Annotated in this window: 13 protein-coding genes and 3 tRNA genes; 8 read left to right on the top strand and 8 right to left on the bottom strand. The window is 41.1% G+C overall.

From position 1 onward, the window contains the following. Positions 1-5: 5 nt before the first annotated feature. From leuB to DI077_RS12045, 3 genes are read right to left on the bottom strand one after another with little or no spacing between them, the layout of a single operon-like run. Entirely contained in the window at positions 6-1,082 is a 1,077-nt protein-coding gene (leuB, locus tag DI077_RS12055; RefSeq protein ID WP_109019146.1) for a 3-isopropylmalate dehydrogenase, read from the bottom strand. Between the two features lie 2 nt (positions 1,083-1,084). Further along, on the bottom strand, positions 1,085-2,293 hold the full coding sequence (locus DI077_RS12050; protein ID WP_109019147.1) for an aspartate aminotransferase family protein: 1,209 nt from the start codon (positions 2,291-2,293) through the stop codon (positions 1,085-1,087). Further along, complete coding sequence (locus tag DI077_RS12045; protein ID WP_109019148.1) at positions 2,290-4,053, bottom strand: phospho-sugar mutase; 1,764 nt, start codon at positions 4,051-4,053, stop codon at positions 2,290-2,292. Before DI077_RS12045 ends, DI077_RS12050 begins: the two co-directional genes overlap by 4 nt. 46 nt (positions 4,054-4,099) lie before the next feature. On the opposite strand from DI077_RS12045, the gene DI077_RS12040 reads away from it, so the two are divergent. Together DI077_RS12040 and DI077_RS12035 are read left to right on the top strand one after the other, a co-directional pair. Next, entirely contained in the window at positions 4,100-5,188 is a 1,089-nt protein-coding gene (locus DI077_RS12040; protein WP_109019149.1) for a pyridoxal phosphate-dependent aminotransferase, read from the top strand. Continuing rightward, the gene (locus DI077_RS12035; RefSeq protein ID WP_242935183.1) at positions 5,161-5,946 is read left to right on the top strand and encodes a ribonuclease H-like domain-containing protein; all 786 of its coding nucleotides are present in this window, start codon (positions 5,161-5,163) and stop codon (positions 5,944-5,946) included. The genes DI077_RS12040 and DI077_RS12035 overlap by 28 nt, the downstream gene beginning before the upstream one ends. A gap of 36 nt (positions 5,947-5,982) precedes the next feature. Here the strand turns inward: DI077_RS12035 and DI077_RS12030 are convergent, their stop codons facing one another. After that, positions 5,983-6,414, bottom strand: coding sequence for a CBS domain-containing protein (locus DI077_RS12030; RefSeq protein ID WP_109019151.1), 432 nt, complete (start codon positions 6,412-6,414; stop codon positions 5,983-5,985). A gap of 217 nt (positions 6,415-6,631) precedes the next feature. On the opposite strand from DI077_RS12030, the gene DI077_RS12025 reads away from it, so the two are divergent. Next, complete coding sequence (locus DI077_RS12025; protein ID WP_109019152.1) at positions 6,632-7,726, top strand: fatty acid desaturase; 1,095 nt, start codon at positions 6,632-6,634, stop codon at positions 7,724-7,726. A gap of 217 nt (positions 7,727-7,943) precedes the next feature. Here DI077_RS12025 and DI077_RS12020 read toward each other — a convergent pair. From DI077_RS12020 to hemW, 3 genes are all read right to left on the bottom strand, one after another. Further along, a tRNA-Ala gene (locus DI077_RS12020) sits at positions 7,944-8,016 on the bottom strand. A 21-nt stretch (positions 8,017-8,037) separates the two neighbouring features. Continuing rightward, positions 8,038-8,111, bottom strand: a tRNA-Ile gene (locus DI077_RS12015). Positions 8,112-8,190: 79 nt separating this feature from the next. Beyond that, positions 8,191-9,378: a radical SAM family heme chaperone HemW gene (gene hemW, locus DI077_RS12010; protein WP_109019153.1), complete on the bottom strand. Its 1,188-nt coding sequence runs from the start codon at positions 9,376-9,378 to the stop codon at positions 8,191-8,193. Between hemW and DI077_RS12005 the strand changes: the two genes are divergently transcribed. The 5 genes from DI077_RS12005 to DI077_RS11985 all read left to right on the top strand — a co-directional run bounded on the left by DI077_RS12005 (position 9,377) and on the right by DI077_RS11985 (position 12,511). Continuing rightward, positions 9,377-9,874 carry a hypothetical protein gene (locus DI077_RS12005; RefSeq protein WP_109019154.1) on the top strand — a complete coding sequence of 166 codons (498 nt, stop codon included), beginning with the start codon at positions 9,377-9,379 and terminating at the stop codon, positions 9,872-9,874. The two genes, hemW and DI077_RS12005, sit on opposite strands and share 2 nt — an antisense overlap. Positions 9,875-9,925: 51 nt before the next feature. Next, positions 9,926-9,999 (top strand) — tRNA-Ile (locus DI077_RS12000). Positions 10,000-10,028: 29 nt separating this feature from the next. Then, positions 10,029-10,604: a bifunctional nuclease family protein gene (locus DI077_RS11995; RefSeq protein WP_109019155.1), complete on the top strand. Its 576-nt coding sequence runs from the start codon at positions 10,029-10,031 to the stop codon at positions 10,602-10,604. 163 nt (positions 10,605-10,767) lie between these two features. Beyond that, complete coding sequence (locus DI077_RS11990) at positions 10,768-11,133, top strand: phasin-related domain-containing protein (RefSeq protein WP_109019156.1); 366 nt, start codon at positions 10,768-10,770, stop codon at positions 11,131-11,133. A gap of 91 nt (positions 11,134-11,224) precedes the next feature. Then, positions 11,225-12,511, top strand: a complete 1,287-nt coding sequence (locus DI077_RS11985; RefSeq protein ID WP_109019157.1) for an MFS transporter — start codon at positions 11,225-11,227, stop codon at positions 12,509-12,511. Here DI077_RS11985 and DI077_RS11980 read toward each other — a convergent pair. Beyond that, complete coding sequence (locus DI077_RS11980) at positions 12,508-13,137, bottom strand: ACT domain-containing protein (RefSeq protein WP_242935182.1); 630 nt, start codon at positions 13,135-13,137, stop codon at positions 12,508-12,510. The genes DI077_RS11985 and DI077_RS11980 overlap by 4 nt on opposite strands. Positions 13,138-13,237: the final 100 nt, after the last annotated feature.

The raw sequence follows: 13,237 nt of genomic DNA, 5'->3' as shown, positions 1-13,237 counted from the left end.
ATTCTTTAGATGGCGTTTTGGATTTCTTTCCCAATTTCTTTCGTTCCCAGAATTTTTGCGCCTTGTTCCGCAATATCTCCGGTCCTGAGGCCTTTTTTCAAAACGGTTCGGATCGCATTTTCAATCTTCACTGCTTCTTCTTCCAGACCAAAAGAGTAACGTAATAACAAAGCTCCGGAAAGGATCTGTGCAATTGGGTTTGCGATTCCTTTTCCTGCAATATCCGGTGCCGATCCGCCGGACGGTTCGTAAAGTCCGAATCCCGATTCGGAAATGGAAGCAGACGGCAACATTCCAATGGAACCCGTAATGATGGACGCTTCGTCCGATAGGATATCACCGAACATATTTTCGCAAAGCATCACATCAAATTGTTTCGGTTTTACAATGAGCTGCATCGCTGCATTGTCCACATAGAGATGATCCAGGGAACAATCCGAAAATTCCCTTTTGTGCAAATCAATTACTACTTCTCTCCAAAGAACGGATGTTGTAAGCACGTTCGCCTTATCGATACTGGTTACTTTTTTATTTCTTTTGCGAGCGGCTTCGAATGCTTTGCGTGCAATCCGTTCGATCTCTCTTCTGGAATATTTCATCGTATCGTAAGCAAATTCTTCCGGGCCTTGGCCCTCTCTGCCTTTCGGTTTTCCGAAATAAATTCCCGAGGTAAGTTCTCTTAAGATCAAAATATCCAATCCGTCCCCGATGATATCGGCGCGAAGAGGAGAAGCATTTTTCAATTCCGAATAAATGATAGCAGGGCGTAAATTGGCAAACAAATCAAAATGTTTGCGTAACGGAAGTAAGGCGCCTCTTTCCGGTTGTCTGTCGGGAGGTAGGCCTTCCCATTTCGGTCCGCCTACGGAACCGAAAAAAATCGCTGCCGATTCTTCGCATAATTTCAAAGTTTCAGGAGGTAAAGGAGAACCGGTTGCGTCGATGGCCGCTCCACCAACTAATGCCGGTTCAAAGGAAAAATCGTTCTTTTTCGAACCGAGTGCTTTGTTTACAACTTCCAAAGCCACTTCCATAACTTCCGGTCCGATTCCATCACCTGCGAGTACTGCTATCTTTTTCATTTTTATCCTTTTAATACAGATTCTAAAATATCCAAACCTTCGGAGGCTTTTTCATTCGAGATGGTAAGAGGAGGCATAATTCTAATCACGTTGTTTGCTGTGCTGTTCACAACGAGTCCTCTCTTTAAACATTCTTCCACGATCGGTCTTGAGGGTAGGGTCAATTCCAAGCCGATATGAAGTCCTCTTCCTCTTACCTCTTTGATAAGAGACGAATTTGCCTTCATATTTTCCAATCTTTGGAACATATTTACGGAAAGAGTTTCCACATGTTCCAAAATATTTCTGCTGAGTATGACTTTGAAGGTTTCGTATGCCACGGCACAAGCCAGATGGTTTCCTCCGAAAGTCGTTCCGTGCATACCTTTTCCTATGAGGGGGGCATACTCATCGGATACGATCATGGCACCGATGGGAAATCCGGAACCCAATGCTTTCGCCAGAGTGAATGCATCCGGAGCGAAGCCGTAATGTTCGAAGCAGAACATTTTTCCCGTTCTTCCCATACCTGTTTGTATCTCGTCGAAAACAAGAAGTGAGTTTGTTTCTTCCGTTAGCTTTCGGGCGAGGTTCACAAAACCTTGGCTCATAGGAATGATTCCGCCTTCTCCGATGATAAGTTCCATGATAAGTCCGGCAATGTTTTCTCCGTATTTATCAAACGCAGAGATGAGAGACTGTTGGTCATTTGGAGTGACAAAGTGAACATCAGCCGCCAGTTCACCGAACCCTTCTCTGATCGATGAATTTCCAGTCATCGTCATGGAAGAAAAAGTTCTTCCGTGAAAGCTGGAATGAAGTGCCAATACCACGGGCTTTTCGAGATTTTTATTAATCCCATGTCTTCGGATCAGTTTGAAGGCAGCTTCATTTGCTTCCGTTCCGGAATTGCAAAGAAATACTTTTCCGGGAAAACTGTTTTCGATGATCACTTGTGCGAGCTTTGCCTGTTCTTCCGAATAATACAGGTTAGATGAATGGAAAATTCGATCCGACTGTTCTCTGAGAGCTTCTATGATATCCGCTTCCCCATGTCCCAGGTTTGTAACCGAGATGCCGGATTGAAAATCAATATATTCCTTGTTGTCCTGATCAAACAACAGTTCACCGACTCCGTATTTGAAAGCTACAGGGTATCTATTGTATGTATTGAGTAAATATTTTTCCGTAAGTTCTTTGGTTTCTTGGAATTTGTTTTTTGTTTCGTTCATTTGGTTAATCCTGCCAGTTTTAAAAATTCTTTTTCAGCGACGTTAATCTCTTTCCCGAGTTCATCCCAAAGAGGAGAAATCTGTTCCCCCGTTTTGGGAGAGGAAAGGGAGCGAAAGGACGAATACACTTTTACTTTTGGTTCCGTGCCCGAAGGGCGGATGGTAAGTTTGGCATTCCCTGACAATTCCAATTGAATCACATTTGATTTAGGCATTCCTTTGAAAATACTTGCTTTGGCAGTGCCTGCCACAGTCTGTTTTCCGTAGTCCATTACGGAAACCACCTTTCTTTCTCCGATCTTTAATCCGAGTAAGTTGGTCTTGCGTAGATTTTCTATTGATTCTTTGATCTTTGCCTGACCGGAACTTCCTTCGAGAGTGAGAGAATACAAACTCTCCCGATAAAGTCCGTATTTCAGATAAATTTCATTCAGATACGTGAGTAGATCTTTTTTTTCCGCGAGAATTTCAACAAATAGAAGCGCACTGGAAAGAGAATCTTTGTCTCTTACAAAAGGAACGGGAAGGTAACCGTAAGATTCTTCTCCACCAAACAAAAATTTATCGGATTTCTTTTTGTCCAAAGCTTTCATTTCTTCCGCAATGTATTTGAACCCGGTTAGCACATTCGCCATTTTGATTTTATTTTTTTTCGCAATGGATTCCTGCAGGTCGGTTGTTACGATCGTTTTGATCAGATGAAATTGGGTTTTCGATTTTTTTGAGGATACTTTTTCACATAAGTATGCAGCCATGATGGAGCCGATTTGGTTTCCATTCAGATATTCGTATTCTCCGTCTTTTCTTCTGATCCCAACTCCCAATCTATCCGCATCCGGATCGGTTGCGATAAAGACAGCTGCCTTTTTGATCTTGGCATGTTTTTCACATAACGCGAGAGCATCTTTTTCTTCCGGGTTGGGATATTTGACCGTAGGAAATTCACCGTCCGGTTTTTTTTGTTCGGGAACAATGAATACGGATTTATATCCGAAGTAATTTAGTGTTGCCTTCATCGATTCTCCGCCTGTTCCATGTAACGGAGAGTATACGATTTTCAGATTTTTTCTGTCGGCGGGCTTTGCTTTGGATTGAATATTCGCTTTCTTTAATTCTTTTAAATAAGATGCAAAACAATCTTTTCCTACGGAAGTCACATATTGTTTGTAAATTTTTGATTTGGGATCTACAAATTGGATTTGGTTCCAATCCGTAATGGATACTATATTTCCTATAATCTCCGCATCGTCGGGGGGTACAATCTGTCCTCCGTCCGCAAGATAAGCTTTGAAGCCGTTATAAGCAGGAGGATTGTGAGAAGCGGTGATAACAATTCCGCCGCTCGCTTTGTAATAACGAACTGCATAGGAAAGAAGAGGAGTGGGTGTGACTACCGGAAAAACTTTTACACTCACACCTAGGCTTGCGGCAATGCCTGCCGATACTTCCGCAAATTCTTTGGACATCCTTCTGGAATCATAAGCGATGACAATGGATGCTTTTTTATTTGTTTTGATCAGATGACGCACGAATCCAAGGGCCGCCCGGCCCACTGTGTAGGTATTCATTAGCCCTACACCGTTTCCGATTTTGCCGCGCATTCCTCCCGTCCCGAATTCAAGAGGGATCGAAAATGCATCGGTAAGAGGAGTGGAAATTCCTCTTTCGAATTCAGACAAAGCAAGTTTTGCTTCGTTTATGATTTCGGAAGAAAAAGGAGATTTCGTCCAAGCGAGGATGTGGTCTTCTGGTTTCAACATAGTTTACATACTATCCTTTTGAAACTGGAAAAGCTGGAAATCAAAATTGGAACCTAGAGAATTTTTCATAGAAGAAAGGTTGGAATCTTACCGGACGAATTGTTTTTGCAATTTGGGAGAAAGCGGATTTCACCCAATGGATTTGGGCCAGGCGATGTCGTACGCTGGGCTTGGCCGGGAAGAAATGTTATCCATTCCCTTAAATGACTCTCCCAATCGGGGGAGAGCCGATCTTAGGCAAGAAATTGCCAAACTTTACCCGGGCGTCTCTCCCGATGAGGTGCTTGTAACAACTGGTACAAGTGAGGCGCTTTATCTATTATTTCATTTGTTTCTAAAGCAAGGAATGAAATTGGCTCTCTATTGGCCTGCATTTCAAGCGTTGTATGAAATTCCCAAAATGTTGGGGGCGGAAATCATCAAAGTTCCTGTCGGCAAATCCTTACGGTCTTCCGACTGGGAGCCCGTCGAGGCAGATTTTTATATCCTGAACCAACCGCATAACCCGACAGGTGCTTGTGTTCCCGATGGGGAATGGACAAATCTGAAAGAAGTCCTTCTCTCCAAAAACAAACCGGTATTATTTGACGAACATTACCGGTTCCTTGATCTGAATTCTACCTTAGGTGAAACGGGAGTCTCTCCGAAAGATCGATTTTTCGGAACAGGTTCTTTTACCAAATGTTTCGGTGTGACCGGGCTTCGGGTAGGTTGGCTGATCGCAAACAGGGAAGTCATAGAAAGAGCGCGTTCATTTAAAGATTATCTCACCCATACGGTTTCTCCCGTATCCGAACGGATTGCACTGGGACTTTTGCAAAACCGAAATTCGTTTTTACCGGGGATTCAATCCGAGCAAAAGGAAAATTTGGCATTCTGGAATTCCAGTTTATCGGAACTGAAAGATATTCTGTCTTTCGGAGAAGTAGGAGGGGGACTTGTTGGCTGGGCGAAATTAAAACCAGGCATTTCTTCTGAAAAATATTGCGACTCTCTTCTTCACAAAACAGGTGTTTTTGTGCTTCCGGGAATCAATTTCGAAGAAGAAGGATATTTGCGAATCGGATTCGGAGAAAGGTCTTCCGTTTTTCGGGAAGGGATTATACGTTGGATTCAAAACACTCCGATTCTATGATACGTTCCTGTTTTGAAATCATTTCAGGGATAGGGCCTGTTCTTCAATCCAGACTTTGGGATAACGGGATTCTGGACTGGGATGACTTGTATCGTTTAAGTCCGGAAAATTGGGGAAAAATTCAATTTTTACCTTCCATTTCCTTTCTGCACGAAGAAGCGGAATTTTTGAATTCGAAATGGAAAGAAAAGGATTTTTTATATTTCGTATCCAAACTTCCCAATAAGGAACTTTGGAGATTATGGGAAGATTTTCCGCATAAATTCTGTTATCTGGATATTGAAACTACAGGAATCGATGAAACATCCTTTGTCACTGTGGCCAGTTTTTATTTGAACGGAGAAATGTTCACATTCGAAAGAGGAAAAAATCTCGAATTTATGTTAGATGATCTTTCCGATGATCTGATTTTAGTTACTTATAACGGAAAGAGGTTTGATGTTCCCTTTTTGGAAAAGGAATTCAATCAAAAGATTTCCAATGTGCATTTGGATTTGATGAATGTGCTTCATGATATGGGAATCAAAGGAGGACTGAAAAAATCGGAAATCCAGTTAGGCCTCATTCGCCCGGAAGAAATCCAATCCGTGGATGGAAAGATGGCGCCTCTTCTTTGGAGAGATTATGTGGAATACGATGATTTGGAAAAACTGAATCTTCTGATTGCTTACAACCGGGAAGATACTAAAAATCTGGAATCTATTCTGCGGGAAGTAGTATCCCGCAAAAAAAAGAATTTTGATAATCTTTATCTATAATCGAAGAGATATAAAATTTGCGAAGCGAAAACCGGTTTAGTGGGAACCGTACATATATTCGCGAAGTATATGCATTTCTTTTTCGGTCTTGCTCAATTTCACTTTGACCGCGTCCCCGATGGAGATGAGTCCGATGATCAGATCGTCTTCCATCACCGGCATATGCCTGAATCTTTTGGACAGCATTGTATTTAACACATCATCCACTTCGTCATTCGGATTAGCAACTGTCAGTTGGGTTGTCATCACATCTTTCAGTTTTATCTTGTGCAGACTTTCATGTTTTTCTGCCACAATCCTCATCAAATCCCTCTCAGTGAAAATTCCCGCCAACTTTCCTTGGAAAGTGACCATAATGGAACCTACTTTGGAAGAAACCATTAGCTTTGTGGCTTCCAAAACGCTGTGATCTTCTTCGATGGTGAGAAGAGAGGTTTGTTTTTCTTTCAGAATATCTCTTACAGACATGGCTTCGTCAGGTTTCTAACGAAATTCACTACTAGGCAAGACCTTTTTTCTAGGGAAATCCCATCTTATTTCATGGGAATGGCGGTCTTATGACAATTTCAGGAAAAGGCGTTTTCCTTCCCAACTAAGCTTTCTTGACAGATGGGGGCTGATCTTTAATCTCAGACAAAAATATTTAGCGGTGTTCATTATAAGAAGAGCACCTGAGGACCTCTGCATGATTCCCATTTTGGAAAAATCCACTTCTGTTTCGGAAATAGAAACGAAAGAGAGGAGGGAGCCTGTCAATTTAACAGGACCTGTGAAATCCATTCGCCCCGAGTTGTACCGCCCCAACGTCAAAAAAGCGATTTTATCCGTGATCGTAGGAGTTGTTTTTCATACTTTGAGCTTGGGATTACTTTTTTTTCTCATTCAAAACGATTATACATATCTATTGCCTTTGGGATGGATTCTTGCAGGCACTTCCGTCACTTCTCTTTTTGTTTTGGGTCACGATTGTGCCCATGCCTCTTTTCTGAAAAACAATAAGACGAACGATACACTCGGTCATTTTTTCTTTCTATTTTCCTTTTATCCCTATTACGGTTGGAAATTTTCACATAACGCACATCATGCGCATACGAACCATTTGGATTCGAATGAAGAGGATGTGTATTATGACAATGCATGGTTGCCGTTTACGGTGAATCAGTATCTGGTTCTTCGTGAAAAAAAGCCCATACGCGCGGCGATTTACAGATGGACCAGATATTTGCCTCCTCTGGGTTCTCTATTGCATAATATCATCAATCATGCTTACCCGAGCAAATACATCGATTCTCATAGAAAAAAACTCTATCTATCTTATATAGTTTTGGCTTTGGGAATTGGTGTTCTTTTTGTTTCCGCGTATCTTTTGACCGGCAAGCTGAGCTCCATCTTTCATTTTTTCATAGCACCTGCCCTTGTGTTCCAATTTTGGATGAGTTATTATACTTATCTCCATCATACTTCGGATGAGATCCATTTTTACAAATCCGAAGATTGGAATCCGTACAAAGGTCAGATCCATTCCACATATAATTTTCTAAACCCGAAAATCATTTCGTTTTTGCATTTTCATATTGATATTCACACACCTCACCATCTTTCTACGGCAATTCCGTGTTATCATCTGAAGGAGGCGTACCGGGAGCTTTTAAAATCGGAATATGCAAACGATGTGAAAGAGGGCAAATTCAGTATTTCTTATATCTACAAACAATGGAAACAATGCCATGTTTGGGATGAAGAAGAGAACAGATACAAGAGCTTTCGAGAAGTTCATTGAAGTTCGCTCTAAAATAAAAAAACGATGGTATGTTCTGAAACCGGGAATTCTTCCCGGTTTTTTTATTTCCTTAAGTTAAATAAAAAATCTAAGCAGTAAAGTGTCCGACAAACAGCAGTAAAACGACCAAAGGGGAAAAGTTTCCATTTTCAGGAAGGTCCCACCAAACAGGGAGACAGATGTCAATGGAAAACATGCAGAGGATCGGGAAGGATTTTGGAGCGTATCGGGATCGAACCGATGACCTTCTGAATGCAAATCAGATGCTCTCCCAGCTGAGCTAACGCCCCGTGTAAAAACGGTATCCTCTATGGGCCTGATAAGACTCGAACTTATGACCCCACGCTTATCAAGCGTGTGCTCTAACCAACTGAGCTACAGGCCCGGGATAGGGACAGTATTTTTCGAATAGGGCTTACGGGCAAACCTTTTTCCATACATTTTGTATGAAAGAGCCGGAAAATTTAATCGGAAATAGCAAGCTCCGTAATCAGATCATCTAATATAAGTAATGCGGCGGGTTTCCATTGAAAACGGGAACCATCCCAATCACAGTAATCTTTTGCGGCGAATGCATCCAGACTGGAAATCATTCTTTTCGCAGTTTCCGGTGGTATATGAGCCTCCAGAAAAGAAGGAATGTGGATGGGTAAAAAGAGTCTGAATAAGGAGAGCGCGAGTTCTTCTCTGGGGGAAGAACTCTCTTCCGTGGAAGGTCTGCCCGGATGTTTCAGGTAAGCGCTTGTGTTTCTGGGATTCCCGTATCTGGATCCGTCCAAAAAACCATGTGCTCCGGGTCCGAGTCCGAGATAGGATTCGTAAGTCCAGTAACGTAGGTTGTGGCGGGAAAAAAACTCGTCTTTACAGTAATTGGAAACTTCATACCAGGTATAACCTCTTTTCCGCATAAGAGAAGGGAGCAGTTCCAAAATATCCCTTTGCATTTCTTCGTTGGGAGGTTTTGCTTTTTTATCTTTTACGTTTCTGGAATAGGAAGTTCCTTTTTCCAATGTCAACGAATACAAACTAATATGGTTTAGCTGGAGATCCAAAAAATAATCCAGATCATCCAAAAAATCTTCTTTTTTCGAATCGGGAAGTCCGTACATCAAATCAATTCCGATTCGTTCGATAGGAGAGTTTTGCAAAATATATTTTAGATTCTGGTATTTATTTTCATCATAATATCTGCCTAAAAACTTTAAGTCCCTCGGGCTTCTGGTTTGCACACCGATGTTGAGCCTGTTAAACCCAGCTTCTTTCAAGCTTTGGATAAAATCCAAAGACAGGTCTTCCGGATTCGCTTCTATGCTGATTTCCGGATCGGAACTAAAATCCGATTCTTCTCTGAAAAATTTTAACAATCGAAACCAATTTTCGGGACTGGCTTTGCTGGGAGTTCCCCCTCCCATGAATACGGTGTCTACTTTTGCGGATTTTAGTTCTTTCGAATTTGCTTTTTTAAGCAAAAACTCCTTTTTGTAGGATTCGAATAACAAATCTTCTACGTTGGATCTTCCTTCTCCGATTCCTTCCGAAAAAAAATCACAATAATCGCATTTCTGATAACAAAAAGGATAATGCACATAGATGCCGGTATATCCTTTTCTTGCTTGCAAGCTCCGGGTGCTTTTCGTTGAAATGGAGTTCATGTATAGGACTGTATTTTTTATTCTTGCAATCAGTTCTAGTTTTACAACGATTCTTTCCCAAAAATTACTTCTGAAACCGGAGAAATTCCTATGGGAAGGACAAGAGTTTTCTTTTCCCGAAAATGTGGTGATCAAAGAACAATCCCTTAGTTTTGAAACAACAGCCCATATTTATCCTGCAGAGAGAGATCCGTTTTTCATTGTTTTGCGAAAACTTCCCTTAAATTCTCTTTCTTTTGAAAGGGAAGCTTATGAATCCGAGATATTCTGGCATGGGAAAAACAAATCAAAGGAAACTCTAAATATTTCCGGTTTAAACGTCTTGGTCTACCGTGCGGAGCAAGTCAGAAACCAAAATCTTTTGAAAGCAAATCTCTGGATTTGGTCAAAAGGGCAGAATCATTATTGGGCGTGGATTTTTTGGAGAAAAGAAAGAACGGATTTAGAGGATTTTTTCGAAAAAGGACTCTTTATTCGCTCCATAGGGAGTGAGTAACTGTTTTCTGCTTGTCTCTCCCTTTTTCTGAAAAACATTGGAATGGGTAAAGGGCCTATAGCTCAGTTGGTTAGAGCAGCAGACTCATAATCTGCGGGTCGAAGGTTCGAGCCCTTCTGGGCCCATTTATAATTGCGAGGCAAACAGGTCATCTATGGAATTTTTCGAAGTAAAAATCTCTGATATTAGCCTGACCAATGTTGGCTTTGCCGTATTCCTTAGGCCCAAGGATACCGAAGACAACCGAGTGGTTCCTATCTTTATCGGTCCTCTGGAAACTCATTCCATCACTACTGTGATCGACGGTACAAAACCACCCAGACCGATGACTCACGATCTTATGCTCTATATGCTGACTGCAATGGGAGCTACTGTTCTGAAGATCACAATCGAAGAAATCATAGACAGTACTTTTTATGCAAAAATTCAACTCAGAAGAGATGAAGAGATTTTGACTTTGGATGCAAGACCTTCCGATTCCATCGCACTTGCTCTCAGAGCGAATGCTCCTATTTTTATCGCAAAATCAGTATTAGACGAAGCTGGGATTGTGATGAAAGAGGATGAAATCCAAGGGGACAATATCGTACCAGAGAAAAAAATCCAAGCCCTACCCAAATCCAATCTGCAGATTTTGGAAGAAACCTTGGAGAACGCTCTCCGAACGGAAGATTACGAAACCGCCGCAAAAATCAGAGACCAAATCAAGAAGCTAATCGAAAATAGCTAAGAAACAAAGTAGTTTCTTCCAAAGATTAGAATATTTGGATAAACTTCAGATTATGTCTCTCTACTTTATGGGAAACATTCTTTTTTTAATTGTCATGTGACGAATCATAATCTACTTTTGGGAATCCCGATATAAGGGAACTGACTCCCGAGAGGAATATTGTATGGAAAAATTAGTAATGGATGTAGTAAACGCTGGAATCGCTTTGTTTAGATCCGGTGAAGAAAAGTTAAAAACAGCAGTAGTTGATCTTGAAAAAGTTTACAACGATCTTAAAAGCAAAGGTGAATTGGACAAATCTCCTGATGCTCAAAAAATCAGAGACCTTTTGAATAAAACAATCGCTGATGCACAAGGGGCTATTGGAAAAACAAATGCTAGTTACGATGAAATCGTTGCAAAGCTTCAGGCAAATTATCAAACTATTTATGCACAAATTGATACTGCTCTTCCTCCTCAAGTGAAAGAGAAACTGAAACAAGGTCTTGATGAGTTGAAAGCTTTGATCGATAAAGTAAAAAGCAAATAAGAAGAGTCTTATCCGCTTTTTTTATCATCCCTTTTTGACGGGAAAAAGTCACAGAGTGATCTGTGGCTTTTTTTTATAACCCCTTTTACAAATGCCAAATTCTCAAAAACAAACTAGAGTTATATTATTCTTAATCGTGTTTACGGATATGATGGGATTTTCCCTTCTATTTCCTTTATTTCCCAAAACAATCGAACATTTTCTGCTCAAAGGAAACGATTCCGTCTTTTCCTTATTTTATGATTTAGCCTTACAAATAGGAGGCGATGGAAACAAGGAATTCACCATGGTTTTATTCGGTGGGATTCTCGGTTCCATATATTCTTTTTTGCAATTTTTATCGGCCCCCATTTGGGGAAAACTTTCCGATCGAATGGGAAGAAGGTTCATTCTTATATTCACTACCTTGGGAAGTGTAGTGGGTTACTCGATCTGGTTCTTCTCCTCTCAGTTTTGGATGTTCGTTTTGTCCAGAGTCATCACAGGGATCATGGGCGGGAATTTATCCGTAGCTTCCGCAGCAATGGCTGATACAACCGATGAAAAATCCAGGGCCGCAGGAATGGGGCTACTGGGAGCGGGAATCGGGCTTGGATTCATTATGGGCCCTCTATTCGGGGGAATGAGTTCGGTTCTGACTTTTCTCGATTTTTTGTATTTGAATGGAACTGCTGTTATATTTCCTGCATCCGCTTTTTTCGGAATCGTCGTTTCTTTGATTACATTACTATTGATCTTATTTTATCTGAAAGAGTCGAAAGTTACCGAGGAAAAGTTCAAGGAAATCCATCCCTTGCTTGCTATCTCCAAAATCGAATCCAAGAATCTGATTCGAATTTCCATTCTGAATCTACTTTTTATATTTAGTTTTTCAGGATTTGAATTTGTGATCAATTTTTATCTTTCAGAAAATTTTCATTTTTCTCCGAAAGATATAGGTTTTACTTTTCTTTACATAGGAATGATCATCGTACTCGTGCAAGGCGGGATTGTCAGAAGAATTTCCGGAAAATACCCTGAAAGATCCATAGCAGGAATCGGTTCTTTTTCCGTAGCGATCGGATTTTTGATTTTGATCTTCGGACAAAGTATCGGGTTTACTTTCCTTGCGATTTTCTTTCTGGCATTCGGAAGCGCTCTCGTCAATCCGGGGCTTTCTTCTTTCGCGTCTTTGGAAAGCGGAGCGGGAGACCAAGGTATGTCTCTCGGCTTTTTTAGAAGCTTCGGATCCCTTGCGCGTGCCCTGTCTCCGATCGTATTCGCAATCTTCTATTTTAAAAAAGGAGCGGAATTTACTTTTGTAATCTCTTTGTTGATTCTGATCTTGTTTTGGTACGTTTTGTACGGTACAAAGACCAAAAGAGAATTTTCCAATTAAAGAAAATTTTCGAGTCGGGAGCGTAGCAAAGGAAACATCGTTTTCTCGTCTAACTTCTCTCCAGTGAGGGAAGTTCGGAGCAAAAAACTATCTCTGATCTTTCCGTCGGAACTATTGGCAGTGAAACTGATGATATCGATTCCCAAATGAAAGAGCGCTTCCGTGATTTGAAATAAGATTCCCGTATTGTCTTTCATTCTCAGATCCATTACAGTAAAATCGGAAGAGATCGGGTTGTACAATTTCAAAGAAGCTTCCGGGTCTCCTACCTTTCTGATCAGCACCTCTCCTTTTCCGTGATCACGCAAATACTCTTCTACAGGTTTTCCTTCGTAAAACAGAGAATAGAGATCTTTTCTGATTTGAGAGAGGAGGGATTCCGTCATTTCCCCTCCATTCCAACTGCGGATTACAAATAAATCCTGAACATGACCTTCATGTGATGTTTCCGCGACTGCTTCCAGGATATCCCAACCGTGAATGTACAATACCGAAGTGACTCGAAAAAGAATCCCCAAATCATCCTGGGAGAGCGAGATTTTGAGCAAGGTGGTATCTTTTCTAGGCACGCAAGATACATGTAGAACTGGTTTTTTGGTCTCGTTCATAATTGCAGTAGTAGTCATTCTTTGTCCTCTTTTACGCAAACTGCTTAAATGTTGAGCATGGGGCCCAGAGCGAGCAAAAGAAATAAGCAGTGTGGTCCTTTCGTATACACTCATGCAA

It is taken from the genome of Leptospira kobayashii (assembly GCF_003114835.2).
Lineage (GTDB): Bacteria > Spirochaetota > Leptospiria > Leptospirales > Leptospiraceae > Leptospira_A > Leptospira_A kobayashii.
The sequence above is the reverse complement of the archived record's forward strand: the minus strand, read 5'-3'. Positions and strand labels throughout refer to the sequence as shown.